Source organism: Achromobacter sp. 01N37 (assembly GCF_056399725.1).
In genome coordinates, this window is record NZ_JBFTRX010000010.1 from 89,756 (window position 1) to 115,366 (window position 25,611).

The window sequence follows — 25,611 nt, forward strand, 5'->3', positions numbered from 1 at the left end:
AGACGACCATTATTGAATGTTCGATCGTAATAATCGCAATATTTGTCTTAGTCGATATCTGTCGGAACGGTCATCATCTGATGCGCCGCAGCGCTATTCCTCAGAATGCAAGCCGTGCTCCACGGCATACACCGCCACCTGCACGCGGCTGGTCAGATTGAGCTTTTTCAGCACGTTCTGCACGTGAATCTTTACCGTGCTTTCGCTGACGTCGAGTTCTCGCGCAATGACCTTATTGCTGGCGCCGCGCGCCAGGCATTGAACGATCTGCGTTTCGCGTGCGGTCAGCCGGTGGCGTTCGGCATGCCCCGGCGCCTGCGCCGCCAGCGTGGCCTGGCCTCGGAATTGCTCCACCAGTTTGGCCGTCATGCTTTCGGCGATGACGGATTCCCCGGCCGCGGCGCGGCGGATGGCGGACGTCAGCACGTCGGCATCAATGTTCTTGACCAGGTAGCCGCGCGCGCCATCACGCAGGGCCTGGCCCAGCTCGTCGGCCTCTTCCGAGACCGTCAGGATGATGACGGCGCACGACGGCAAGTCCTGCGTCAGCAATTGCAGCGACTCCAGTCCCGACAAGCCGGGCAGGTTCAAGTCCAGCAGCACAACATCAGGCTTGAGTTCCTTGGCGCGCTTGATGCCTTCCACGCCATCCCCCGCTTCGGCCACCACCTCGAAATCGGGCTGGCGTTGCAGCAGGAGCCGCACGCCGGAGCGAAACAGCGTGTGGTCGTCGATAAGCAGAATACGGATGGGCATGGTCGTTCGGGTCAGGCGGCCTGGCGTTCACTGCCGGGCAAGGTCAGCGCGACGCGGGTGCCCGCGCCGGGTTGTGATTCGATTTTTATCACGGCGCGCATGCGGGCGGCACGTTCGTGCATGATGTGCAGGCCGACGTGCGCTTCGCCCCGGGCGGCGACGTCGGCGGGGTCGTAACCCTGGCCGTTGTCGGTGATCAGCAAGGTGAAGTCGCGGTCATTGCCAACCGCTACCTGTACGCGGCTGGCTTCGGAGTGCTTGCGCACGTTGGACAGCGCCTCTTGCAGGATGAACAGCACTTGCAGTTGCTGCTCGGGCGGCAATGGCGCGCCTTGGCCGTGGCCGAAATGCAATTCGGTATCGATGCCGGTCTGCCGACGGAAGCGGTCAACGGTGCTTTCAATGGCGGCTTGCAGATCCCCCTGGCCCAGCTTGCTGCGGAAGTTCGTCAGCAGTTCGCGCACGTCTTGATAGCTTTCGTCGACACCCGTGCGCAGCAGCGGCAGAATCTCGGTGACCTCGGCGTCGTCGCCACGCTTGACGGCCGCGTCCAGCATTTGCAATTGCAGGTTCAGGAAGTTCAGGCCCTGCGCCAGGCTATCGTGCAGCCCTTGCGCCACCAGCCCGCGTTCCTGCACCACGGCCAGTTGGCGGGCCTGGGCGCTCAGGCGCCGGTTGTCCAGCGCCACGCCCAGATGCTGGCCCAGTGTTTCCAGCAACTGCGAATCAGACGGGGCCAAGCGGCGTTGCTGGCGGAAATGCAGCGAGTACGACCCCAGCACTTCGTCGCGCGTCACGATACGGAACACGGCCACGCTGGCGAACCCGTCGCGCACGCAGTTCAAGTCCATGTCCGGCGGCGTATGCCGGAAGTCCTGAATGACGATGACGCCCGCCTGGCGCGTGGCGACGCCGCAATAGCAGTCGTCCACCTTCATGCAGTGCTCGGATTCAACCAGTTCGTCTGACAAGCCCACCGACACCACCAGATTGAGCTTTTCATTGTCCGGGTCCAGCGCGCGGATGCTGCCGCCTTCGGCGTCGAATTGCAGCATGACGCGGCGCAGGAAGCCATCGCACAGCGCTTCAATATCGTTAGGCTGATTCAGAAACGCCGCCATGTCGTACAGCGCGCCGATGTCGCGGTTCTGCGCGGCCAGTTGCGCCGTCTTCTGCTCTACCCGCTGCTCCAGGCTGGTGTACAGGTCTTGCAGTTCGTCGGCCATGCGGTTGTAGCCACGCGCCAGCACGCCGAATTCATCCTGGCTATCAACCGGCAGCCGCGTGCTGAAGTCGCGGTCGCCCATCCGTTGCAGGCCATCGCGCAGGCGCAGCACGGGCGCGATGATCCACAGGTACAGCAGATAGATCATCGCCAGCGTGCCCGCGCTGGCAATCGCGGCCAGCACGCCTTGCGACAGGCGCAGCATGGTGGTCTTGCCGGCATTGTCTTGTTCGATCATCCGCACCAGCGTGTCCGCCCGCGACACGAATTCAGGCAGGGTCTGAAGATACGTGGCGGCGTCCGGCTGCGCCAGCGCGGCTTGCGCCGCCGGCTTCATGATGTCGTGCCAGTAAGTGGCCACGTCGCGCCATTGCGCGCGGATCGTGTCGTCGTTGGGTATGAACAGCGGACGGGCGGGATTGCCGCGCGCCAGACGGGAGATGGTCTCGTCCATGACGGCGACCTGTTCGTTCGTGCGCACCGCGCGGCCCGCTTGCGGACGCATCAGTTCAACGGCCACCCGGTTGGCGCGCATGCGCAGGCTGCCGGTGTCGTTGATGGCGGCGCCCGCGCCTTCCAATTGCCACGACAGCCAAAGCGTCCAACTGATCATCGACAGCACGACAACCAGCGCCGCCAGAGAGCTGGCGATGATGCGCGTGGACAGGCGGTGCCAGGGAGATGGCAGGCCGTCGTCGGCGGGGCGGGTTGATGAGGACGTCATGACGATCAATGCTTACGGTGCGATGCGATGCGATGCGATGCGGCTGCTAGTGTATTCGGCTTCAGTGCGCGGGCTGGCCGGACCCGGCCGCCCCACCTTTCCCCAATCCCTGGCCCAACCCCTGCCCCAACCCCAGCGTGCGGCACACGAAGTCCGCGACTTGTGCGGGGTCGTTCAGCGGCAGGCAGGGTAAAGCGGTGTCCAGCGCCGCGTCGGTCACCACCGCCAGGAAACTGCCGTCTTCCGTATGCAGAGGGGGTTTGCCCAGCGCCGGGCGGTAAACCTCGATGCGCGGGATGGCGGCCTGCTTGAAGCCTTCCACCAGCACCAGATCGGCCGGCGACAACCGCGCCACCTGTTCGGCGAGCGTGGGTTCTGGCGCATTGCGCAATTCATGCACAATCGCATACCGGTACGGCGACGCCACCATCACTTCCTGCGCGCCTGCCAGCCGAAAGCGCGCGCTGTCCTTGCCGGGCGGCTCCATCTGGAAATCGTGGTGGCTGTGCTTGATGATGCTTACGCGCAGGCCGCGCGCGGCCAGCAGAGGCAGCATGGCCTCGATCAAGGTGGTTTTGCCGCTGCCGGACCGGCCGGCGATACCGAACACTGCGCTCATGCATGCTCCGAAAACAAGGGACAGACGATGGGCAAGAACGCGTCCGCCCGCGGTGAGTATGCCAGCAATGCGCCTGCCACCAAGTCGAAATACCAACCGTGCAAGGTCAGGCTGCCCGCCTGCACCGCACGGCGCACGAAAGGCAGCTCGTCCAGATTGCGCAGCGATATCAGGATGGATGCCTGCTCGCAGGCCCGGCGGCGTTCGGCATCGGTGGCGTCGGGCATTTGACTCAGCACGCGCTGACGGGCGGGTTCGGCGATGTCCATCCAGCGTTCCAGGTAATCGGTTTCGCCGTCGCTGCGGGTGCGGTGCTCCATCAGCGCGCGAATACCGCCGCAGTGCGCATGGCCCAGCACGATGATGCGGCTGACCTGCAATTGCTCCACGGCGAATTGAATGGCCGCCAACACGCCTTGCAGGCCCCGGTCGGCACGAGCCGGCGGCACCAGGTTGGCCACGTTGCGCACCGCGAAGATGTCGCCGGGGTCGCAGCCCAGCAGCATCGCCGGGTCCACGCGGGAATCGCAGCAGCCGATCAGCAAGGTGCTGGGGTGCTGGCCGTCGCGCAGGTTGCGGTACAGCGCGGGCGCGGATTCGTAGTACTGCTGCTGAAAGCGCTGGAAGCCGTCGACGAGGCGTTCGATGTCTCGCATCTCAGCCTCCCGTTTGCGCCATGAAACGCACAATGCGCTCGGGTTGGCTGACGAAATCGTGCCGTTCGGGTTTGGCGGCGATGCCCGCCTGGATGGCTCGGGTCAGCGCCGCGTCGCTCGCGCCGGCGCGCAGCATGCGGCCCAGCGGCACCTGGTCTTCCTGGCCCAGGCACAGGTACAAGGTGCCATCCACGCCCAGCCGCACCCGATTGCAAGCGGCGCAGAAATGGCGCGACATGGGCGTGATGACGCCCAGCACCGGTGCGCCGTGCCCAGTGGTCCAGTAGCGGGCGGGGCCGGAGCCGGGGGTTGATCGGGCCATGGAACCCGCCCCAGCGCCCGCGCCCAATGCCGCCCCCGATCCCACCGCCGAGCCCACCGCCGATCCCGCCCCCGGCATCGCCGGCACCAATCCCGCTTCGGCCGCCAGCACCGCCCCCAGCGCGTTCAAGTCCGTATGCCGCATGCCCTGGCCACAGCTGCCCATGGGCATGGGTTCGATCAGGCGCAGCACGAAGCCCTGCGCGATCGCGTAGTCCAGCAGGCGGCGCACCTGTGCGCGCGGCGACGCGGCGTGCACCACGCTGTTGAGCTTGATGGGCGCAAAGCCAGCGTCCCGCGCGGCCGCCAGCCCAGCCAGCACATCGGCCAGGCAATCGCGCCCGGTGATCTCGCTGAAGGCGTCGGCGTCCAGCGTGTCCAGGCTGATGTTCAAGCGCGTCACGCCCGCCGCCCGCAGCGCGCCCGCATGGCGCGCCAGCTGCGTGCCGTTGGTGGATACCGACAGGTCCGTTACCCCCGGCATCGTGGCAATGGCCCCTGCCAGCTCGGGCAGGCCCCGGCGCAGCAAGGGTTCACCGCCGGTCAGTCGCACCTTGCTGACGCCCAAACCGACGAACAGGCCGATCACGCGCGCCATCTCGGCGTGCGAGAGCCAGTTGGCGGGCGTTTCGAAGCCCTTGAAGTCCTTCGGCATGCAGTAGGTGCAGCGCAGGTCGCAGCGGTCGGTGACCGACACGCGCAGGTAGTCGATGCGGCGGCCGAACCCGTCTGTCAGCGATCTTGGCGCAGGCCCGTCCATCACGCTGCCCTCCCGCCCACGACGCGATCCGCTTCGCTGCTTTCCAGGTCGATGCCCTGCACGTCAGCCTGTTCGACCAGCAGCTTGGTGTACTGGCGCCACGCGGTGTCGCGGCTCATGTTGGACAGCGCCGCCGCGATCTGTTGGGCCACGTGTTCGTAAGGCAGCATGCGCCCCTCGATGCGGCGCGTCACCCGCACAATGTGCAGGCCGTGCCGCGTTTGCAGCAACTGCGGCAGCAGGCCCCCCGAGGGCAGCGCGAACACCGCGCGTTCGAATTCGGGCACGGTATCGCCCCGGCCCAATTGGCCCAGGCTGCCGCCCACCGCCGCCGACGGGCAGTTGGATTGTTCGCGCGCCACCTGGGCGAAGCGCGACGGATCGGCCAGCAGGTCTTGCAGCACGGTGTTGGCATGCGCGCGCAGCCTATCCAGGTTGACGTCGGGAGTCACCTGGAAAAGGATGTGATCGGCTTCAACCAGTTCACCCACCAAGAAGCGCTGCGGGTTGGCGTGATAGAAGCGGCGGCAGACGGCGTCATCCGCCACGGGCGCGGCGGCGTGCCGCGCCAGCAAGGCGGTGATGATCGCGTCTTCGTTGTCCCCGACCTCGTTCGCGTCCTGCGCGCCCTGCTCGTCGTTCGGTGACGCCGGCTGCACCCGAAGCCGTCGCGCTTCGTCCAGCAGCACCCGGCGCAGCACCAGCGCGGTGATGGCGTGGCGCATTGGGTTGCTGGCGTCCGCGTGCAGCGGCAGTTCACGTTCCAGATCGGCGTCGTTCAGTTCGATGCCATTGACAATGACAGGCATGTTCGTCTCCCGGTGTACAGGTTTCAGCGCGGACGCACGAGTTGCCAGGCACGGCCCAGATACGCCACCGAGGCGAATCCGCTCCACACGTGCACCAGCCGCGTAAACGGGAAGATCACGAAGAGCGTCAGCCCCATGAACAGGTGCGCCTTGAACAGCAGCGGCACGTCGGCGATGTGGCTGGCCGCGTCGCCCTGGAACGTCACGATGTGCTGCGCCCACGTCATCAGGCGCACCATCATTTCGCCATCCATGTGGCCGGCCGACAGCACGATGGTGGACAGGCCCAGCAGCAAGGTGATCAAGATCCACAACAGCAGCAGCTTGTCGCCCGGGCGCGTGCTGCGGGCAATGCGGGGGTCGGACAAACGGCGGTGGATCAGGATCAGCAGGCCCACCAGGCAGATGCCGCCCATGACGCCGCCCGCCACAATGGCGACCGTTTGCTTGAGCGTGTGCGAGACGCCCAGCGTGTCCCACACCACCACGGGCGTCAGCAGCCCGGCCAGGTGGCCGAAGAACAAACCCAGGATGCCGATGTGGAACAGGATATTGCCCAGCCGCAACTGGCCGCGATGCAGCAGCTGCGAGCTGTCGGTCTTCCAGGTGTATTGCTCGCGCTCAAAGCGCGCCAGGCTGCCCAGCAGGAAAACCGTCAACGCAATATAGGGATAGATGCCGAAAAGGAACTGATTCAGGGAGTTCATGATGCGTCGTCCTGAGCACTAAAGGTTAGCGGCGTTGGGATTGGCGGGCGCCCGAGGGTAGAAGCGCACCGCCTGCGCGCCATCGCCCGCGAACGGGCGCAGCAGCGGTTCCACGCCGTCGGCGCTGACGCCGAAGGTGTCCATGGCCTCGTCCATGTCGCGCACGGGGGCTTCGGTTTGTTCGCGCGGCGTCACCCGCGACTGCGCGCGCAACACCGCGAAGATGGCGGCGTAAGGGCTGTCGCCCCGCGCCAGGCGCGAGCCAATCGCGGCCAGCACATGGATGGCCTCGTCCAGCAGGTCCTGCGCCTGGGCGGGTTCAATCACGCCCAGGAACTCCAGGAACAGCGGCACGTGGTCGGGCAGCTCTGACACAACCGGTTCGAAGCCGTGCTGCCGGTAGGTGTCCAGCAGGTCGACCATGGCCTGGCCGCGGTCGCGGCTTTCGCCATGCACGTGTTCAAACAGGTGCAGCGAATGCGAGCGGTTGCGGTCAAAGGTGGCGACGTAGTTTTCCTGCACGGTAATCAGGTCGTTCGTGGCCAGGTAGGCAACGAGCGGTTGCAGGGTTTCCTCGGCGTCCGGGTGGGCGGCCAAGGCGGCCTCGACGTCGCTCAGCGCGTCCAGCAATTCTGGCTCGGGGTAGCTCAACAAGGCGGAAAGCAAGCGGTACAGCATCATGGAGTTCTCCTCTTCTAGCGGGCCAGCTCGGCCTTTTTGCGGGACTTCGGCATCTCGATGAAGATCTCGCTGCCTTGATGCTTGCGGCCGAATAAGGTGCCTTCGGACACGCCACCCGAGCAGCCGTTGCCAAAGGTGAAGCCGCAGCTGCCCTTCTCGTTGAAGCTGTCTTCCACGATTTCCTTGTGGCTGCTTGGCACCACAAAGCGGTCTTCGTAGTTGGCGATGGCCATGATCTTGTACATGTCCTGCACCGTCTCTTCGGACAGCCCCACTTGCTTGAGCAGTTCGGTGTCGCGTTCGCCGTGCACGGTTTCCGACCGCTTGTAAGCGCGCATGGCCAGCATGCGTTCCAGCGCTTGCAGCACGGGCGCTTCCTTGCCCGCCGTGAGCAGGTTGGCCAAGTAGCGCACGGGAATGCGCAGGCTGGACACGTCTGGAATCATGGCGCTTTTGCCCACGGTGCGTTGCGGCATCTGGCCGGCCTCGGCGGCGGTTTGAATGGGCGACAGCGGCGGGATGTACCAGACCATCGGCAAGGTGCGGTATTCCGGGTGCAGCGGGAACGCCACGCGCCATTGCACGGCCATCTTGTAGACGGGCGACTGGCGCGCCGCTTCCAGCCACGACTCGGGAATGCCCTGTTCGCGCGCAGCGGCGATCACCTCGGGCGAATGCGGGTCCAGGAACAGGTCCAGCTGCGATTCGTACAGGTCCTGCTCGCTGGCGACGGCGGCGGCGCGTTCAATCTGGTCGGCGTCGTACAGCATGACGCCCAGATAGCGGATGCGGCCCACGCAGGTTTCCGAGCACACGGTAGGCTGGCCGGCTTCAATGCGCGGATAGCAGAAGGTGCACTTCTCGGCTTTGCCGCTGCTCCAGTTGTAGTAGATCTTCTTGTACGGGCAACCCGAAATGCACATGCGCCAGCCGCGGCATTTATCCTGGTCGACCAGCACAATGCCATCGTCTTCGCGCTTGTAGATGGAGCCCGACGGGCAGCTGGCGACACAGGCCGGGTTCAGGCAGTGYTCGCACAGGCGSGGCAGGTACATCATGAAGGTGTTCTCGAACGTCGAGTACATCTCYTTCTGTACGCCCTCAAACAGCGCGTCGCGGCTGCGGGCGCTGAATTCCCCGCCCAGGTCGTCTTCCCAGTTCGGGCCCCAATGGATCTTGTCCATCTTCTTGCCGGTCAGCACCGACACCGGGCGCGCGGTGGGCGGCGTTTGCGACAACGGCGCGTTCTGCAGGTGCTCGTAGTCGAAGGTGAAGGGTTCGTAGTAGTCGTCGATGGCCGGCAGGTTCGGGTTGGCGAACAGGTTGGCCAGGATGCGCAGCTTGCCGCCCTGGCGCGGTTCCAGCTTGCCGGCGGCGGTGCGCTTCCAGCCGCCCTTCCACTTGTCCTGGTTCTCCCATTCCTTGGGGTAACCGATGCCGGGCTTGGTTTCCACATTGTTGAACCAGGCGTATTCAACGCCATCGCGGCTGGTCCAGACGTTCTTGCAGGTAACCGAACATGTGTGGCAGCCGATGCACTTGTCCAGGTTCAGCACCATGCCGATTTGGGCGCGTATCCTCATGATTGCTTCTCTTCTTGTTGCGTTGCGTCTTCAGCCGGGTCTTCGACCAGCGGGCCTTCCAGCCAGTCCACCTTGTTCATCTTGCGCAGCACCACGAATTCGTCGCGGTTGGCGCCGACGGTGCCGTAGTAGTTAAAGCCGTAAGCCTGCTGCGCATAGCCGCCGATCATGTGCGTGGGTTTGAGCACGGTGCGCGTGACCGAGTTATGGATGCCGCCGCGCTTGCCGCTGGTTTCGGCGCCCGGCACGTTCACGATCTTTTCCTGCGCGTGGTACATCAGGCACATGCCGACTGGCACGCGCTGGCTGACGACCACCCGCGCGGTCAGCGTGCCGTTCACGTTGAAGACTTCGACCCAGTCGTTGTCGACCAGCCCCGCTTGCTTGGCCTCGGTTTCCGACACCCACACGTGGGGGCCGCCCCGGCTTAACGTCAGCATGCGCAGGTTGTCCGAGTAGGTGCTGTGGATGCCCCACTTCTGATGCGGCGTCAGCCAGTTCAGCACCAGTTCCTTCTCGCCATTGGGATACTTGCCCAGCATGGGCGCCACCGTCTTGGTATCGATGGCGGGCTTGTACACGCAGGAGCCTTCACCAAAATCCAGCATCCAGCGGTGGTCCTGGTAGAACTGCTGGCGGCCGGTCAGCGTGCGCCATGGGATCAGTTCGTGCACGTTGGTATAGCCGGCGCTGTAGCTGACCTCTTCGCTTTCCAGGCCCGACCACGTGGGCGCTGAAATGATCTTGCGCGGCTGCGCCTGGATGTCGCGAAAGCGGATCTTGTCGTGCTCGCGGCCCACGGCCAGATGGGTGTGGTCGCGCCCGGTGATCTTGCCCAGCGCTTCCCACGCCTTGACCGACACATGGCCGTTGGTCTCGGGCGCAAAGGTCAGGATCATCTCGGCCGCGTCGATGGCGGTGTCCAGGCGCGGGCGGCCTTGGCTGACGCCCGCTTCCCCGACGCTTTCGTTGATGCCGGCCAGCTCGTGCACTTCGTGCTCGGTGTTCCAGTTGATGCCCTTGCCGCCGTTGCCCAGCTTGTCCAGCAAGGGGCCAACAGAGGTGAACTTGCGGTAGATGTCGTTGTAGTCGCGCTCAACCACCGTCATCGACGGCGCGGTCTTGCCCGGCACCAGATCGCATTCGCCCAGCTTCCAGTCGCGCGGCTCGAACGCCTGGCCCAGTTCCCCGGGGGTGTCGTGCATCAGCGGCGTCAGCACCAGATCCCGGCGCTTGCCCAGATAGGGGCCGCCGATCTCGCTGAACTTCTTGGCCAGCAGCTTGTAGATTTCCCAGTCGGTCTTGCTTTCCCACAACGGTTGCACGGCTTCGCTCAGCGGGTGAATGAAGGGGTGCATGTCGGACGTGTTCAGGTCGTCTTTTTCGTACCAGGTGGCGGTCGGCAGCACGATGTCGCCGTACAGGCAGGTGGTGCTCATGCGGAAGTCCAGCACGGTCAGCAAGTCGAGTTTGCCTTCGGCGGCGTCTTCCTGATACGTCACTTCCGTGGGCTTGATGGCCGCCGCTTCGTCGCCGAACACGGCGTTCTGCGTGCCCAGCAGGTACTTCAGGAAGTATTCGTGGCCCTTGCCGCTGGAACCCAGGATGTTCGAGCGCCACACAAACATGTTGCGCGGGAAGTTGGCGGGGTCGTCCGGGTCTTCGCAAGACATCTTCAGCGCGCCGGACTTGAGCTGTTCAACCGCATGCGCGATGGGGTCCTTGCCCGCGGCATCGGCCTGGGCAACGAGATCCAGCGGATTGGTGCGCAGTTGCGGGGCCGACGGCAGCCAGCCCATGCGTTCGGCGCGCGCGTTCAGGTCGATCATGCTCAAGTCGCCGTACTTGGCGCGATCGGCCGTGGGCCCAAGCACCTCCTGCACGTTCAGCTTTTCGTGACGCCACTGGCTCGTGTGCGCGTAGAAGAAAGATGTGCCGTTCATCTGGCGCGGCGGGCGCACCCAGTCTGACGCAAACGCCAGCGGCGCCCAGCCGAACTGCGGACGCAGCTTTTCCTGGCCCACGTAATGCGCCCAGCCGCCGCCGCTTTTGCCCACGCAGCCGCACATCATCAGCATGTTGATGATGCCGCGGTAGATCATGTCCATGTGATACCAGTGATTCAGGCCCGCGCCCACGATCACCATCGATTTTCCTTCGGTGTCGTGCGCGTTCTGCGCGAATTCGCGCGCCACCTGGATCACCTGCGCGCGCGGCACGCCGGTGTGCTTTTCCTGCCAGGCCGGCGTGTAAGGCACGTCGTCGTCAAACGACGTCGCGACGTTGCCGCCGCCCAGGCCTCGATCCAGCCCGTAGTTGGCCATTTGCAGGTCATACACGGTGGCGACCAGCGCCTCCGAACCGTCGGCCAGGCGGATGCGGCGGGCCGGCACGTTGCGCACCAGCAGCTCGTCGTGTTCGCTGCCGAAGTACGGAAAGCCGACGGCGACCGTTTCACTGTTCTGGCCGAGCAGGCTGAGCGTGGGCTCGATCTCGCGGCCATCGCCGCCGTTCTTGGATTCCAGGTTCCAGCGGCCGACCTTCTCGCCGCCATTGACCGCGCCCTCGCCCCAGCGAAAGCCGATGCTGCCGTTGGGCGCCACAAAGTCGCCGGTATGGGCGTCCATCACCAGCGTCTTCCAGTCGGGGTTGTTCTGCTCGCCTAAAGCGCCGTCCAGGTGCGAGGCGCGCAGGAAGTGGTCTGGCGCATGGAAGCCGTCGCGCGCTTTCAGCAAGACCAGCATCGGCATGTCGGTGTAGCGCCGCACGTAGTCCTGGAAGTACGGCGACGGGTTGGCCGACAGGTGGAATTCTTTCAGGATCACATGGCCCATTGCCATGGCCAGCGCGGCGTCCGTGCCCTGCTTGGGCGCCAGCCAGATGTCGCCGAACTTGACCATTTCGCCGAAGTCGCTGGAAACGGCGACGGTTTTCGTGCCCTTGTAGCGGACCTCGGTGTAGAAGTGCGCGTCGGGCGTGCGGGTCTGCGGCACGTTCGAGCCCCACACCATCAGATAGGTCGAGTTGTACCAGTCGGCCGATTCCGGCACGTCGGTTTGCTCGCCCCAGATTTGCGGGCTGGCCGGCGGCAGGTCGCAATACCAGTCATAGAAACTCAGGCAGGCACCGCCCAGCAAGCTCAGGTAGCGCGCGCCGGCGGCGTAGCTGACCATGGACATGGCCGGAATCGGCGAGAAGCCGATCACGCGGTCGGGGCCGAATTTCTTGATGGTCAGCGCGTTGGCGGCGGCGATGATTTCGGTAGCCGTGTCCCAGTCGGCGCGGACGAAGCCGCCCAGGCCGCGCACGGACTTGTAGCGCTTGGCGCGCGCGGGGTTCTGGCTGATCCATTCCCAGGCGGCGATGGGGTCCATGGTTTTGCGGGCGTCGCGCCACATTTCCATCAGACGGCCGCGGATCATCGGGTACTTCACGCGTTGCGCCGAATACACGTACCAGCTGTATGACGCGCCACGCGGACAGCCGCGCGGCTCGTGGTTGGGCAGATCGGGCCGCGTGCGCGGGTAGTCGGTCTGCTGCGTTTCCCACGTGATCAAGCCGTTCTTGACGTAAACCTTCCACGAGCACGACCCGGTGCAGTTCACGCCGTGGGTCGACCGCACCACCTTGTCGTGCTGCCAGCGCGAGCGATAGGCGTTTTCCCACTTGCGGTCTTCGTTGACCGTTTCGCCATGGCCATCGGCAAAGGTGGATTTCACCCGCGACATGAACTTCAGCCGGTCCAGAAAATGACTCATTGTGTTTCTCCAAGAACGCCGGTTTGAACGGCGCGTACTGCGATCAATGCGTTGAAACCACTGTAGGCGTTGGTCCGTCCCCCGGCCATTCGCCGGTGGGACAGCCCGAGCTCGGCAGAGTGACTAGTCACTGCAAGCGTGATGGGTTGCGCGCGCGCCATCAGCACGGCACCGGTGCGTTGCGGCGCGCGTAGTACCACCACGTAATCAGCATGCAGGTCGCGTAAAACCCGATGAAGCAATACAGCGCGGCCTGCACGCCGCCCGTCATCTCCAGCGACGTGCCGAAGCTGCGCGGAATGAAGAAGCCGCCATACGCGCCAATCGCGCCCGAAAAGCCCAGCACCGCCGCCGATTCCTTGGCCGCTTCGCTCATGGCCTGCTTCTGGCCCGCCGCGCCCTTGCCTTGCGCGGCCTGCGTGCGTTCGCGCAGGAAGATCACGGGGATCATGCGGAACGTGGAGCCGTTGCCCAGGCCGGTCAACGCGAACAGCACGATGAACATCGCCAGAAAGCCGTTGAAGTCGCCGCCCTGGCCCGCCACGGGCAGGAACGTCACCACGCCCAGCACCGCGGCGATCATGCCGGCGAAGGTGAACAGCGTGACGCGCGCGCCGCCCAGCTTGTCGGACACCCAGCCGCCTAGCGGACGGGTCAGCGAGCCCACCAGCGGCCCCAGAAACGCGTACGTCATCGGGTCCACCTGCGGAAACAGCGTCTTCGTCAACATGGCGAAACCCGCCGAAAAGCCGATGAACGACCCGAACGTGCCCACATACAGCCAGCACATCAACCAGTTGTGCTTGCGCTTGAAGATCACCGCCTGGTCCGCGAACGATGCGCGCGCATCGGCGATATCGTTCATGCCGAACCACGCGGCGATGGCCGCGATGGCGATGGGAATCACCCAGATGAAGCCCGCGTTCTGCAGCCACAGGTTCTGCTGCGCGCCGTTGACGGTGATTGCCTGCGGCGCGCCACCGGCCACGCCGAACACCCCGACCGAGATCACGACCGGCACCACGAACTGCGCCAGCGACACGCCCAGATTGCCGATGCCCGCATTCAGCCCCGTCGCCAAGCCCTTCTTTTCCTTGGGAAAAAAGAAGCTGATGTTGGCCATGCTGGAACTGAAGTTGCCGCCGCCCAAGCCGCACAGCAAGGCCAGGATCAGCAGGGTCGGAAACGACGTAGTGGGGTCACGCAAGGCAAAACCCATGCCAAGCGCCGGGATCAGCAGCGAGGCCGTGGAAATGGCCGTCCACTTGCGCCCGCCAAACACCGGCACCAGAAACGAATAGAAGATGCGCAAGGTCGCGCCCGACAGCGCGGGCAACGCCGTCAGCCAGAACAGCTGATTCTTCGACAGCATGAAACCGGCGCGGTCCAGGTTCACGACGACCACGCTCCACAGCATCCAGATGCTGAACGCCAGCATCAAGGCGGGTATCGAAATCCAGAGATTGCGGTTGGCGATGCGCGCGCCGGTCTGCTTCCAGAAGCCGGGGTTTTCCGGCTCCCAACGGGATAGAACTTGAGTGGACATGAGAGGCTCTTTGCGGAAAATGAGAGATCAGGCGGCCTGCTTGCGGGCGTTGGCGGCGATGGCGGCGGCCGCACTGGCCTGGCCACGCGCCGTGCTTTCCGGCCGGAAACTGAAGTGCATGAAGATCAGCGACACGCAGACCGTGCCGTACAGCAACATGAAGGCGCTGGAGCGCACGCCGGTCAGGTCCAGCAGCACGCCGAACAGAATGGGCAGCACGAATCCGCCCAACCCACCCGCCAACCCCACGATGCCGGACACGGCGCCGATGTTGTCGCTGAACTCGTCCGAGATGAACTTGAAGACGGAGGCCTTGCCGATGGCCATCGCGATGCCGACCACAAACAGCAGCACGGTGAACGTGACCGGGCCCAGCGCGATGCCAAAGCTCTTTGCGCCATTGGCCGTCATGACGGTGAATTCCGTTTGCGGGTAGCTCAACAGGAAGAACGCCACCCAGCACACCCACATCACCCACCACGTGGTCTTGTAGGCGCCATAGCGGTCCGAGATCCAGCCGCCCAGGGCGCGCAACACGCCGCCCGGCAACGAGAAGCAGGCGGCCAGCAGTGCGGCCAGCTTCATGTCGAAACCGTATTCGCCGATGTAGTACTTGGTCATCCACAGCGCCAGCGCCACGTAGCCGCCGAACACCACCGAGTAGTACTGGCAGTAGCGCCAGACGCGCGGGTCTTTCAGCATGGCGAACTGCGCCGACAAGGTTGCGCGTTGCGTGACGCGGTGCGCGGGGTCGGACGCCGAGAACATCCAGAACAGCACGGCGGTGACGAGCAGCGCTACGGCATACACCTGCGGCACGATGACCCACGCGCCGCCGGCAGCCGCCATCAAGGCCGGCGCCACGAACTTGGTGATGGCTGACCCCGAGTTGCCGGCGCCGAACACGCCCATGGCCAAGCCCTGCTTGTTGCGCGGGAACCAGCGCGCCACGTAGGGCGTGCCGACCGAGAACGAGCCGCCCGTCAGGCCGACGAACAGCGCCAGCACCAGAAACTGCCAGTACTCGGTGGCATAAGACAGCAGCCAGATCGGCACCACCGCCAACAGCATCAGAATGAAGAACACCGGGCGGCCGCCGTAGCGGTCGGTCCAGATGCCCAGCGGCACCCGCACGAGCGAACCCGTCAGCACCGGCATGGCGGCCAACAGGCCGAACTGCGTTTCGGACAAGCCAAGCTGCGCTTTGATGGGGATGCCCAGCACCGCGAAGATCATCCACACGGCGAAACAGATGGTGAAGGCGAACGTGCTGGAAATCAGAACCCGCATCGGCCTGCCGGACGGGGATGTTGCTGCTGTCATGGTTACTCTCGCTTTGCTCACGAAGACATGTGGCTAGCCTAGGCACGCCGCCCAGCCGCGGCCATTCGCCAGCTGACCATCCGGCCCCTGCCAATGTGTCTAGTCACCCCGGCATCCCGCCTGCGTTTGCGCGGGATCAAGCTTTTTCACTGGCCGCGCGCCGCTGAGCGCATTAATATGCATTTCAAATACACCTTTAAAGGCGAGACACCGCCATGCCCCCGCTACTCACTCTGGAAGAACCCGGATCGCCCGCCGGCCGCCCCCGTCCGCAATGGGCGGCCTTTACCGAAATGGGGTTTCGCCCCCTGTATCTCGCCGGCTGCTTCTGGGCGCTGGTATCCGTCTGGCTATGGGTGCATGCGCCCGGCCGTATCACCGGCCTGCTGGGCGGCGTGTTCTGGCATGCGCACGAAATGTTGTGGGGCTTTGTCGCCACCATCGCCGTGGGCTTTTTGCTGACGGCGGGCGCCAACTGGACGGGCAAGAACCCCTTGCGCGGCAACGCGCTGGCCGGGCTGTGCGGATTGTGGGTCGTGGCGCGTGCCGGGTATCTGGTGCCGGGGCGCACGGCTTTTCTGATCGCGGTGGTGGCGGACCTGGCGTTCTTCGTCTGGGGCGCCGCCGCATTGGGCCGCGCCGTCTGGGTCACGCGCAACCGCCGCAACGCAGGCGTGCCGGTGCTGCTGCTGGGGCTGGCGGCGACCAACGCGCTATATCTTTGGGCCGCCGTCCAGGGCGATTACCTGGCCTTGATGCGCTACTTCAATGCCGGCTTGTTGTGCATGGCGGTGCTGACCTTGCTGATCGCCCGCCGCGTCATTCCGTTTTTCGCCAAGCGCGCGGTGGCCGGGCTGGAAATTCCCCCGCACACGCGTAGCGGCCACTGGCAATTGGGTACGGGCATCGCCGCCATCGTTTGCCTGCTGGCGGGCCAGCCCCGCATTGCCGCGCTGGCGCTGGCCGCCACGGGAGTCATTGCGATGGTGCAATGGCTGTCGTGGAAGCCCTGGGCCGTGCGCCGCGTGCCGCTGCTGTGGATTCTGTATGCCGGTTACGGCGGGCTGGCCATCGGCCTGCTGGTCGGCGCGGCGCACCTGGGCGGCTATGTCATCCGCGCCGCCTGGCCTGCGCATGCCATCGGCGTCGCAGGCTTTTCGGTATTGATTCTGGGCATGGTGACGCGCACCGCGCTCGGCCATCTGGGCCGGCCCTTGCGCACCGACCGCAGCATGGTCGCCAGCTACGTCCTGATGCTGCTGGCCGCCGCACTGCGTTTGGCCGCCCTGCTGCCTACCGTGGCAAGCATCGGCTTGCTGCACGCGTCAACCGCCGCCTGGGTGCTGGCGCTGGGCCTGTACCTGTGGCGCTTCTTTCCGCTGATGATCCGCCCACGTGCAGACGCCGCCCCTGCGGCGGCGTCTGGGTTGCGGGTCGTGCCGGTTGCCAGGCAGACCTGAGCGGCGCGCACCCAGTCGCGCGGGGCGAGGCGCGGGAATTACCCTTCGCGGCCTTCGCGGCGTTCAATCGCCGCGATTTCGCGCTTCATCGCCTTCAGCCAGCCCTTGAGCAGCGCCTGGTCTGAAAACTGCATCACCTCGTGTTCCAGTTCGCGGATGTATTCCTGGATGTCTTCGATGTCGGCGTCCAGGTCTTCCAGCACCGTGTCCGGGTCGAACGACGCGAACGGGTCCAGGTCGTAACGCAGTTTGAAGCCCTCTTCCGCGTAGCTGGCTTGATGCAGCACTTCGTCCAGTTGGGCTTGCAGCGTGGCGTTGGCCTTGGCCAGACCGTCGTCGGCCACCTCGCCCACCGGCGTCAGATCCGCTGTGCCCTGCTGGCGGCGCGCCGCTTCCTCGTCTTGCATCGCTTGCCACACCACCGCGTTGGGCGTCGTGCTGCGCGTGGCGGCGCGCGCCACGGCCAAGAGTTCCTCGGCGTCCTCGTCGTCCTCGGCTTGATCCTGGATGATGCGCAGCAATTGCGCGGGCGTGAACGTGGATAGGTCGGTGTCCCGGTCCAGCTCCAGCGCTTCGATCAGTTCGGCCTTCGCGACTTCGGTTTCTTCGACGGCGGCCACATCGTAGTCAGCGCCGCTGTGCTTCTTGTACAGCGTCTTCAGACGCTCGGCGTCGCAGCCAGCTGGCAACTCGCCCTTCTCGGCCAGCAACAGCAATTCTTCCGAGAACTCGGTGACGAGCTCCGACACGAATTCGCGTTCGGCCTTGGACAAGCCCATGTTCTTGTGCGCGTGATCAAAGCACAGCACGAGCTTCATGCGCAGTTCCTGCAACTGGGTTTCCAGCGGCACCAGGCCTTCGGTGTACTTGCGCTGGTACTCGGCTTCCACCGCGCCCCACTGCTGCAACCGGGCGTTTTCCGTCTCAAGCCGGGCCTGAAGACGTTCGAAATATTGACGCGGACTTTCTAGGGAATGTTCGCCCATGGACCTGCTCCTTGCTGACCGGGTATAGAAATTAGCCGCCACTCTAAACGATTCGTGCAAACCCCTCTTGAAAATCTTTATCAATAACGCTAATCATTATTATTAATATAGAATCACGGCTGTCCGCAACACCCTGGAATGGCAGCCTAGATGTCTCTGCCCCCGTTTCACCCCACCTTTGCGGGCCACACTCCTAGACGCAAGCGCTTGTTCCTGATCACCGCCGCTGTGTTGCTGGCTGTGCTGATCGGGGCCGCGTACTGGCTGACAAGAGAAAAAGGCCCCGCAGCTCCCCGCCCCCCCGACTACGGGCAAATTCCCGTGGCGGTCAGCGTGGCGACGGCGCGCGTCGGCCCGCTGCAACGCGATCTGCATGCGCTAGGCACCATCACGCCGCTGTCGCACGTCGTGTTGCGCAGCCAGGTGGATGGCGAATTGATGCGGCTGCACTTCACTGAAGGCCAGGCGGTCACGCGCGGCCAGTTGCTGGCCGAGATCGACGCCCGCCCCTATCAAACCGCGCTGGCCGCCGCCGAAGGCGAGCTGGCTCGCACGCAAGCACTGCTGGACAACGCCCAAGCCGACCTTCAACGCTACCGCAAGCTGGCCCGCCAGGAAGCCGTGGCCGGGCAGCAACTGGACACCGCCGAAGCCCAGGTGCGCGCCTACCTCGCGCAACGCCAATTGAACCGCGCCCAAGTGGCCGACGCGCAGCGCCTGCTTGACCACACCCGTATCGTGGCGCCGCAGGACGGCCGCATCGGGCTGCGCCGCGTCGACGCCGGTAACCATGTACGGGCGAGCGACACCGACGGGCTGACGACGGTGGTGCAGACGATGCCCATTTCCGCGATCTTCAGCATTTCGGAAACGCGGCTCGACATTCTGCGCCGGGCGCAAGCCAAGACCGCCGTGCTGCGCGTAGAAGCCTGGGACGCCGACGACCGCCGCGTGCTGGCCGAAGGCACGCTGGAAGCGCTGGACAATCGCATTCAAACCACCAGCGGCACCGTGCGCCTGCGCGCCCGCTTCGACAACGCCGACGAATCGCTGTTTCCGAATCAGTTCGTGAACATCCGGCTGGCGGTGGTGCAGCAAGACAACGCCGTCACCATTCCGTCGGCCGCCGTGCAGTACGGCTCGGAAGGCGCGTTCGTATTCGTCATTGGCGAGGACACCCGCGCCACCCGCCGCGTGCTGCAACTTGGCCCCGCCAACGCCGGCCGCGTCGTCGTGGAAGCGGGGCTCGCCCCTACCGAACGCGTTGTGGTCGAAGGCGTGGACCGTCTGCATGACGGCCGCGGCGTCCAGATCGTTGAATCCCTAACCTGATTGTTGACCCTGACCCGCGCATGAGCCTGTCACGCCCCTTCATCCTGCGCCCCGTGGCGACGTCCTTCCTGATGATCGCCCTGCTGCTGTCGGGCATTCTGGCCTGGCGCATGCTGCCGGTGGCCGCGCTGCCGCAGGTTGATTACCCCATCATCCAGGTCACGACCCCGTATCCGGGCGCGAGTCCCAACGTGACGGCGCGCGCGGTAACGGCGCCGCTGGAACGGCGCTTCGGGCAGATACCGGGCTTGAAGCAGATGTCGTCCACCAGCGGCAGCGGCATCTCGGTCATCACGCTGCAATTTTCCTTGGATGTATCGCTGGGCGTGGCCGAACAGGAAGTGCAGGCCGCCATCAGCGCCAGCGGCTCGCTGCTGCCCAACGACTTGCCGACGCCGCCCGTCTACCGCAAGGTCAACCCCGCCGACGTGCCGATCCTGACGCTGGCAGTAACGTCTGATTCCCTGCCGCTGCCCAAAGTCTATGACCTGGTCGACACGCGCATGACGCAACGCCTGTCGCAGCTGTCTGGCGTGGGCATGGTGAGCCTGGCCGGCGGCCAGCGGCCCGCCGTGCGCGTGCAGGTCAACCCGATGGCGTTGGCCGCGCGCGGGCTGCAACTGTCTGACGTGCAGGAAGCCATCAGCAAGGCCAATTCCAATCAGCCCAAGGGCAGCTTCGACGGCCCGGTGCGCTCGGTCATCATGGACGCGAACGACCAGCTGCAAAGCGCCGACGAATACCGCGAACTGATCGTGGCCTGGAAGAACGGCGCGCCGGTGCGGCTGGGACAGGTCGCCACCGTCGAGGACGGCGCTGAAGACCGCTACCTGGCGGCCTGGGTCGACAAACAACCCGCCGTGCTCGTCAACATCCAGCGCCAGCCGGGCGCAAACGTCATCGCCGTGGCCGACCAGGTCAAGGCGCTGCTGCCGCAACTGACCGCCAGCCTGCCGGCCGCCGCCCAGGTCCGCATTCTGACCGACCGTACCGAGAGCATTCGCGCATCAGTACGCGGCGTGCAATGGGAACTGGTGTTCGCCGTGGGCTTGGTTGTGCTGGTGACGTTTCTGTTCCTGCGCAATCTGCCCGCCACGCTGATCCCCAGCCTGGCCGTGCCGCTGTCCTTGATCGGCACGTTCGGCTTCATGCACCTGGCCGGCTTTTCCACCAATAACCTGACGCTGATGGCGCTGACCATCGGCGCGGGTTTCGTCGTGGACGACGCCATCGTCATGCTGGAGAACATTGCCCGTTACCGCGAACAGGGCCATAGCCCGATGTCGGCAGCGTTAAAGGGCGCGGGGCAGATCGGCTTCACGCTGGTGTCGCTGACGCTGTCGCTCATCGCCGTGCTGATTCCGCTGCTGTTCATGGAAGACGTGGTCGGCCGGCTATTCCGGGAATTCGCCATCACGCTGGCCGTGGCCATCCTTATTTCTCTGGCGGTGTCGCTGACGCTCACGCCGATGATGTGCGCGCGCCTGTTGCCCGCGCATGTGGAATCCCGCCCCGGTCTGCTGGACCGCATCCAGGCGCGCTATGCCGGCTGGCTGGACGTCACGCTGCGCCATCAGCGCCTGACGCTGCTGGTAATGGTGGGTACGGTGGTGTTGACCGGTCTGCTCTATCTGGCCGTACCTAAAGGGTTTTTCCCGGTGCAGGATGGCGGCGTGCTGCAAGGCGTGACGCAGTCGTCCCAAAGCACATCGTTTGACGCGATGTCGCGCCGCCAGCAAGCCGTGGCCGCCAGCCTCTTGGCCGACCCCGACGTAGAAAGCCTGTCGTCCTTCATTGGCATCGACGGCATGAACACGACGCTGAACACCGGCCGCCTGCTGATCAACCTGAAGCCCTGGGGCGAACGCAGCGCGCCGCTGGCGGACGTGATGGCGCGGCTGGATGCGCGTGCCCGCGAGGTTCACGGCATTTCGCTCTTTCTGCAACCCGTGCAGGAACTGAACATCGAAGACCGCGTCAGCCGTGGCCAGTTCCAGTTCACCCTGACGTCGCCCGACAGCGCCTTGTTGACGCAATGGAGCCACGCGCTGACGCAGCGCCTGGCCGAGTCGCCCGCGCTGGCCGATGTGTCGTCCGACCTGCAAGGCGACGGCCGCCAAGCCTATTTGCAAGTGTCCCGCGACACCGCCGCCCGCCTGGGCGTGACGATGGACGACGTGGTGCAGACGCTGTACAACGCCTTCGGCCAACGCCAGGTGGCGACGCTGTTCACGCAGTCGAACCAATATCGTGTGGTGTTGGAAGTGGACCGCTCCATGGCCGTAAGCCCCGACGCGCTGGAACGCATCCACCTGCAAACCGAAGACGGCCAGGCGATTCCGCTGTCGGCGCTGGCCACCGTCAGCGAACGCGCCGTGCCGCTGGCGGTGAACCACCTGTCGCAATTTCCGGCGGTGAACCTGTCGTTCAACCTGCCGCCGGGCGGTTCGCTGGGCGAAGCCATCGCCGCGATTGAAGCCGCCAAGCAAGACATCGCCATGCCGCCCAGCGTGGAACTGCGCTTGCAAGGCGCGGCGTCGGCGTTCCAGGCGTCGTTGTCGAACACGCTGTGGCTGATGCTGGCCGCTGTCGTCACCATGTATCTGGTGCTGGGCATGCTGTATGAAAGCGCCATCCACCCCATCACCATTCTGTCGACGCTGCCGTCAGCCACCGTGGGTGCGTTGCTGGCGTTGCTGATCACGGGCCGGCCGCTGGATCTGATTGCCGTGATCGGCATCATTTTGCTGATCGGCCTGGTGAAAAAGAACGGCATCATGATGGTGGACTTCGCGCTGGAAGCCGAACGCACGCGCGGGCTGGCGCCGCAAGCCGCCATCCGCGAAGCGGCGCTGCTGCGCCTGCGCCCCATTCTGATGACCACGCTGGCCGCCTTGTTCGGCGCGTTGCCGCTGATGCTGGCCACCGGCTCCGGCGCGGAACTGCGCCAGCCGCTGGGCTGGGTCATGGTGGGCGGGCTGCTGGTCAGCCAGGTGCTGACGCTGTTCACGACGCCGGCCGTGTATCTGTTCTTCCACCGGCTGGGGCAACGGCGCGGTGTTCCCAACCACCCCACCCACCCCACCACCCCCGCCACGCCAACCGCCCGCGCTGACGGGTCCGACGCATGATCCGGGCCTTGCTGCACCGCCCGGTCGCCTGCATCTTCCTGGCGATCGCATTGACGTTGCTGGGCGCCGTCGCGTGGCGGCTGCTGCCCGTGTCGCCGCTGCCCCAAGTCGACTTCCCCACCATTGAAGTGCGCGCCGAGTTACCCGGCGCCAGCCCCGAAAGCATGGCCAGCACCGTGGCCGCGCCGCTGGAACGGGCGCTGGGCAGCATCGCGGGCGTCAGCGCCATGACCTCGTCCAGCAACCAGGGCGCCACCCGCGTGCAGTTGCAGTTCGACCTGGACCGCGACATCAACGAAGCCGCCCGCGACGTGCAAGCCGCCATCAATGCGGCGCGCGCCGAGCTTCCGGCGGGCATGCCGGGCAACCCCACGTACCGCAAGGTCAACCCGTCGCAAGCGCCCATCATGGCGCTGGCGCTCAGTTCCGCCACCCGCCCCGCCGGCCAGCTGTATGACCTGGGTTCGACCGTGTTGGCGCAAAAGCTGTCGCAAATCAATGGCGTAGGCGAAGTGACCATGGGCGGCAGCTCGCTGCCCGCCGTGCGTGTGCAGGTCAACCCCAACGCGCTGGCCCATTACGGCGTGGCGCTGGACGACGTGCGCCAAGCCATCTCAAACGCCGCGCCAATGCGCCCACTGGGCCAGCTGGATTCGGCCGGCCAGCGCTGGGAAGTCGGCACGCCCGAGCAGCCCCGCACCGCGCATGACTACAACAGCCTGATCGTGCGCCACGAAGACGGCGCGGTGATCCGGCTATCGCAAGTGGCCAAGGTCAGCGATTCCGTCGAAAACCGCTATAGCAGCGGCTTTCACAACCACAACCCGGCCGTGGTGCTGACGATCAGCCGCCAGACCGGCGCCAACATCATTGAAACCATCGGCGCCATCAACGACGCCTTGCCCGGCTTGCGCGCGCTGATGCCCGCCGACGTGGACCTGACCGTGGCGCTGGACCGCTCACCCGGCATCAACGCCACGCTGCGCGAAGCCCACATCACGCTGGCGCTGGCGACGGCGCTGGTCATCCTGGTGGTGTGGCTGTTCCTGGGCAATGCGCGCGCGGCAGCGATTCCCAGCGTAGCGATTCCGGTGTGCCTGATCGCCACCTTCGCCGTCATGTACCTGTTTGGCTTTTCGCTGAACAACCTGTCGCTGATGGCGCTGATCGTGGCCGCCGGCCTGGTGGTGGATGACGCCATCGTGGTGCTGGAGAATATCTCGCGCCACATCGAACGTGGCCTGTCTCCCCGCCAGGCAGCCCTGCGCGGCGTGCGCGAAGTGGGCTTCACGCTGGTCGCCATGACGCTGGCGCTAAGCGTCGTGTTCGTGTCCATCCTGTTCATGGGCGGCCTGGTCGAACGGCTGTTCCGCGAATTTTCGATCACGCTGGTGGCCGCCACGGTGATTTCGCTGGTGGTCTCGGTGGCGATCATTCCCGCGCTCTGCGCCCGCTGGCTCAAACCGGGGGGGCATCCGGCCACGCCTGCGACGGGCGCCGGCCCATCGCCTCACCTGCCCCGCCCTTCCCGCATGCAGGCCGCCTTCGGCCGCGCGCATGCTTGGTACGGCAAGTCCCTCACGCGCGTGCTGGGCCATGCGCGCCTGACCTTGTTGCTGCTGGCTGGCGTCGTTGGCTTGAACGTCTACCTATATATAGAAGCGCCCAAGGGCTTCCTGCCGGTGCAAGACACCGGGCAGCTGATGGGTTTCGTACGCGGCGATGACGGTTTCTCTTTCCAGGTCATGCAGCCCAAGATTGATCAATACCGCCAACTGGTGCTGAAACACCCGGCCGTGCAAGACGTCATCGGCTACAACGGAGGCGGCCTGGGGATCAGCAATTCACTGTTCCTGATCCGGCTCAAGCCCGTGGCCGAACGCGGTGAATCATCCACCGCCGTCATCAACTGGCTGCGCACGAATGCGCCCGCCGTGCCGGGCGGCATGTTCTTTTTGAACGTAGACCAGGACTTGCGCATGCCCGGCGGGTTCGGCAATTCCGGCGACCACGAACTGGCCATCATGGCCAGCGACGTGCCGGCGCTGCGGCAATGGTCGCGCAAGATTTCCAAGGCCATGCAAGACATTCCCGAACTGCGCGATGTGGACGCCGAAGGCGACGGCGCCACGCAGCAGGTCGTGATCAACATCGACCGCAGCGCGGCGCAACGGCTGGGGGTGGACATGAACACGATCAGCAGCGTGCTCAGCAACTCATTCAGCCAGCGCCAGGTCGCCACGTTGTACGACGCCATGAACCAGTACCGCGTGGTGCTGGAGCTGGACCCCCGCTACACGGAAGACCCCGAGGTGCTGGAACAGGTGTACGTCGTGGCTGCCGACGGCACACGCGTGCCGCTGACCGCATTCGCCACGTATGACAACGGGCTGGTCAATGACCGCGTCTTCCACGACGGGCTGTTCGCCGCCGTGGGGGTGGGTTTCTCGCTGGCGCCGGGCGTGTCGCTGGAGCAAGGGTTGGCCGCCATCGACGCCACCCTGGCCAAGCTGATGGTGCCCTCGACGATCCAGACGCGGCTGGGCGGCGACGCCCGCAACTTCCAGCAAAGCCTGCAAGACCAGCCCTGGCTGATCCTGGCGGTACTGGTCGCCATCTATCTGGTGCTGGGCATCTTGTATGAAAGCCCGCTGCATCCCCTGACGATTTTGTCGACATTGCCCTCGGCGGGCGTCGGCGCGCTGCTGGCGTTGCGCCTTGCCAACATCGAGTTCACCCTGATTGCGCTGCTAGGCCTGTTCCTGCTTGTCGGCATCGTCATGAAGAACGCCATTTTGATGATTGACTTTGCGCTCAGCCTGGAACGGCGTGAAGGGCTGACGCCCGAACAGGCGATTCACCGCGCCGCGATGCTGCGCCTGCGCCCCATTGTGATGACCAATTTGGCGGGACTTCTAGGCGCTTTGCCTCTGGTATTGGGCATGGGCGAAGGGTCCGAGCTGCGACGCCCGCTGGGCATCGCCATCGTCGGCGGATTAATGATCAGCCAGTTCCTGACGCTCTATACGACACCCATTGTTTATTTGGGGCTGGAGCGATTACGGCTGAAATGGCGCGGCGCACGCAACGGTGCAACCGCATAAACCGCGGCCCATTCCGATAGGCTGATCGCACTAGGTCAGCCGCACGCAACCTGCGCCCCAATTTACGGAGCAGCCATGGTAATGTCGCTGCGTGTATTCCGACATTGAACGCAATAAAAAGGAATATGCA

General features: G+C 65.1%; 17 protein-coding genes. 4 read left to right on the forward strand and 13 right to left on the reverse strand.

Features of this window, described 5'->3' with window-relative positions; genetic code table 11:
- Nucleotides 1–93: 93 nt before the first annotated feature.
- The 12 genes from AC1DSJ_RS20545 to AC1DSJ_RS20600 all read right to left on the reverse strand — a co-directional run bounded on the left by AC1DSJ_RS20545 (nucleotide 94) and on the right by AC1DSJ_RS20600 (nucleotide 15,435).
- Complete coding sequence (locus AC1DSJ_RS20545; RefSeq protein ID WP_054427743.1) at nucleotides 94–756, reverse strand: response regulator; 663 nt, start codon at nucleotides 754–756, stop codon at nucleotides 94–96.
- An 11-nt stretch (nucleotides 757–767) separates the two neighbouring features.
- Complete coding sequence (locus AC1DSJ_RS20550; RefSeq protein ID WP_054427745.1) at nucleotides 768–2,705, reverse strand: type IV pili methyl-accepting chemotaxis transducer N-terminal domain-containing protein; 1,938 nt, start codon at nucleotides 2,703–2,705, stop codon at nucleotides 768–770.
- Nucleotides 2,706–2,766: 61 nt separating this feature from the next.
- Complete coding sequence (gene mobB / locus AC1DSJ_RS20555) at nucleotides 2,767–3,324, reverse strand: molybdopterin-guanine dinucleotide biosynthesis protein B (protein WP_175168562.1); 558 nt, start codon at nucleotides 3,322–3,324, stop codon at nucleotides 2,767–2,769.
- A complete protein-coding gene (locus AC1DSJ_RS20560; protein WP_342065673.1) occupies nucleotides 3,321–3,980 on the reverse strand; it encodes a carbonic anhydrase in 660 nt (219 codons plus the stop codon). The genes mobB and AC1DSJ_RS20560 overlap by 4 nt, the downstream gene beginning before the upstream one ends.
- Before the next feature lies 1 nt (nucleotide 3,981).
- Nucleotides 3,982–5,061, reverse strand: coding sequence for a GTP 3',8-cyclase MoaA (locus AC1DSJ_RS20565; protein ID WP_342065739.1), 1,080 nt, complete (start codon nucleotides 5,059–5,061; stop codon nucleotides 3,982–3,984).
- Entirely contained in the window at nucleotides 5,061–5,870 is an 810-nt protein-coding gene (locus AC1DSJ_RS20570; RefSeq protein WP_441372024.1) for a peptidylprolyl isomerase, read from the reverse strand. The genes AC1DSJ_RS20565 and AC1DSJ_RS20570 overlap by 1 nt, the downstream gene beginning before the upstream one ends.
- A 23-nt stretch (nucleotides 5,871–5,893) precedes the next feature.
- A complete protein-coding gene (narI, locus tag AC1DSJ_RS20575; protein WP_441372025.1) occupies nucleotides 5,894–6,577 on the reverse strand; it encodes a respiratory nitrate reductase subunit gamma in 684 nt (227 codons plus the stop codon).
- An 18-nt stretch (nucleotides 6,578–6,595) separates the two neighbouring features.
- Nucleotides 6,596–7,258, reverse strand: coding sequence for a nitrate reductase molybdenum cofactor assembly chaperone (gene narJ, locus AC1DSJ_RS20580; RefSeq protein ID WP_054427760.1), 663 nt, complete (start codon nucleotides 7,256–7,258; stop codon nucleotides 6,596–6,598).
- Nucleotides 7,259–7,272: 14 nt separating this feature from the next.
- Nucleotides 7,273–8,841 (reverse strand): nitrate reductase subunit beta, encoded by a 1,569-nt coding sequence (gene narH / locus AC1DSJ_RS20585; RefSeq protein ID WP_441372026.1) that lies wholly within the window; start codon nucleotides 8,839–8,841, stop codon nucleotides 7,273–7,275.
- The gene (locus AC1DSJ_RS20590) at nucleotides 8,838–12,599 is read right to left on the reverse strand and encodes a nitrate reductase subunit alpha (RefSeq protein WP_054427764.1); all 3,762 of its coding nucleotides are present in this window, start codon (nucleotides 12,597–12,599) and stop codon (nucleotides 8,838–8,840) included. The genes narH and AC1DSJ_RS20590 overlap by 4 nt, the downstream gene beginning before the upstream one ends.
- A gap of 160 nt (nucleotides 12,600–12,759) precedes the next feature.
- Complete coding sequence (locus tag AC1DSJ_RS20595) at nucleotides 12,760–14,145, reverse strand: NarK family nitrate/nitrite MFS transporter (RefSeq protein WP_342065675.1); 1,386 nt, start codon at nucleotides 14,143–14,145, stop codon at nucleotides 12,760–12,762.
- Nucleotides 14,146–14,172: 27 nt separating this feature from the next.
- Nucleotides 14,173–15,435 (reverse strand): MFS transporter, encoded by a 1,263-nt coding sequence (locus AC1DSJ_RS20600; protein WP_175168557.1) that lies wholly within the window; start codon nucleotides 15,433–15,435, stop codon nucleotides 14,173–14,175.
- Between the two features lie 248 nt (nucleotides 15,436–15,683).
- On the opposite strand from AC1DSJ_RS20600, the gene AC1DSJ_RS20605 reads away from it, so the two are divergent.
- Complete coding sequence (locus AC1DSJ_RS20605; protein ID WP_441372027.1) at nucleotides 15,684–16,928, forward strand: NnrS family protein; 1,245 nt, start codon at nucleotides 15,684–15,686, stop codon at nucleotides 16,926–16,928.
- A 38-nt stretch (nucleotides 16,929–16,966) separates the two neighbouring features.
- On the opposite strand, the gene AC1DSJ_RS20610 is transcribed toward AC1DSJ_RS20605, so the two are convergent.
- Nucleotides 16,967–17,914, reverse strand: a complete 948-nt coding sequence (locus AC1DSJ_RS20610) for a molecular chaperone DnaJ (protein WP_175168555.1) — start codon at nucleotides 17,912–17,914, stop codon at nucleotides 16,967–16,969.
- Between the two features lie 150 nt (nucleotides 17,915–18,064).
- Here AC1DSJ_RS20610 and AC1DSJ_RS20615 point away from each other — a divergent pair, with 150 nt between their 5' ends.
- From AC1DSJ_RS20615 to AC1DSJ_RS20625, 3 genes are read left to right on the forward strand one after another with little or no spacing between them, the layout of a single operon-like run.
- Nucleotides 18,065–19,246: an efflux RND transporter periplasmic adaptor subunit gene (locus AC1DSJ_RS20615; RefSeq protein WP_441372028.1), complete on the forward strand. Its 1,182-nt coding sequence runs from the start codon at nucleotides 18,065–18,067 to the stop codon at nucleotides 19,244–19,246.
- Between the two features lie 20 nt (nucleotides 19,247–19,266).
- Nucleotides 19,267–22,377 carry a multidrug efflux RND transporter permease subunit gene (locus AC1DSJ_RS20620; RefSeq protein ID WP_441372029.1) on the forward strand — a complete coding sequence of 1,037 codons (3,111 nt, stop codon included), beginning with the start codon at nucleotides 19,267–19,269 and terminating at the stop codon, nucleotides 22,375–22,377.
- The gene (locus AC1DSJ_RS20625; protein ID WP_441372030.1) at nucleotides 22,374–25,481 is read left to right on the forward strand and encodes an efflux RND transporter permease subunit; all 3,108 of its coding nucleotides are present in this window, start codon (nucleotides 22,374–22,376) and stop codon (nucleotides 25,479–25,481) included. Before AC1DSJ_RS20620 ends, AC1DSJ_RS20625 begins: the two co-directional genes overlap by 4 nt.
- The last annotated feature ends 130 nt before the right edge of the window (nucleotides 25,482–25,611 follow it).

What these genes read in the sequence shown, in the direction of transcription:
- AC1DSJ_RS20545 (WP_054427743.1), bottom strand. Translation starts at nt 756, where the DNA reads ATGCCCATCCGTATTCTGCTTATCGACGACCACACGCTGTTTCGCTCC.
- AC1DSJ_RS20550 (WP_054427745.1), bottom strand. Translation starts at nt 2,705, where the DNA reads ATGACGTCCTCATCAACCCGCCCCGCCGACGACGGCCTGCCATCTCCC.
- mobB (WP_175168562.1), bottom strand. Translation starts at nt 3,324, where the DNA reads ATGAGCGCAGTGTTCGGTATCGCCGGCCGGTCCGGCAGCGGCAAAACC.
- AC1DSJ_RS20560 (WP_342065673.1), bottom strand. Translation starts at nt 3,980, where the DNA reads ATGCGAGACATCGAACGCCTCGTCGACGGCTTCCAGCGCTTTCAGCAG.
- AC1DSJ_RS20565 (WP_342065739.1), bottom strand. Translation starts at nt 5,061, where the DNA reads ATGGACGGGCCTGCGCCAAGATCGCTGACAGACGGGTTCGGCCGCCGC.
- AC1DSJ_RS20570 (WP_441372024.1), bottom strand. Translation starts at nt 5,870, where the DNA reads ATGCCTGTCATTGTCAATGGCATCGAACTGAACGACGCCGATCTGGAA.
- narI (WP_441372025.1), bottom strand. Translation starts at nt 6,577, where the DNA reads ATGAACTCCCTGAATCAGTTCCTTTTCGGCATCTATCCCTATATTGCG.
- narJ (WP_054427760.1), bottom strand. Translation starts at nt 7,258, where the DNA reads ATGATGCTGTACCGCTTGCTTTCCGCCTTGTTGAGCTACCCCGAGCCA.
- AC1DSJ_RS20590 (WP_054427764.1), bottom strand. Translation starts at nt 12,599, where the DNA reads ATGAGTCATTTTCTGGACCGGCTGAAGTTCATGTCGCGGGTGAAATCC.
- AC1DSJ_RS20595 (WP_342065675.1), bottom strand. Translation starts at nt 14,145, where the DNA reads ATGTCCACTCAAGTTCTATCCCGTTGGGAGCCGGAAAACCCCGGCTTC.
- AC1DSJ_RS20600 (WP_175168557.1), bottom strand. Translation starts at nt 15,435, where the DNA reads ATGCGGGTTCTGATTTCCAGCACGTTCGCCTTCACCATCTGTTTCGCC.
- AC1DSJ_RS20605 (WP_441372027.1), top strand. Translation starts at nt 15,684, where the DNA reads ATGCCCCCGCTACTCACTCTGGAAGAACCCGGATCGCCCGCCGGCCGC.
- AC1DSJ_RS20610 (WP_175168555.1), bottom strand. Translation starts at nt 17,914, where the DNA reads ATGGGCGAACATTCCCTAGAAAGTCCGCGTCAATATTTCGAACGTCTT.
- AC1DSJ_RS20615 (WP_441372028.1), top strand. Translation starts at nt 18,065, where the DNA reads ATGTCTCTGCCCCCGTTTCACCCCACCTTTGCGGGCCACACTCCTAGA.
- AC1DSJ_RS20620 (WP_441372029.1), top strand. Translation starts at nt 19,267, where the DNA reads ATGAGCCTGTCACGCCCCTTCATCCTGCGCCCCGTGGCGACGTCCTTC.
- AC1DSJ_RS20625 (WP_441372030.1), top strand. Translation starts at nt 22,374, where the DNA reads ATGATCCGGGCCTTGCTGCACCGCCCGGTCGCCTGCATCTTCCTGGCG.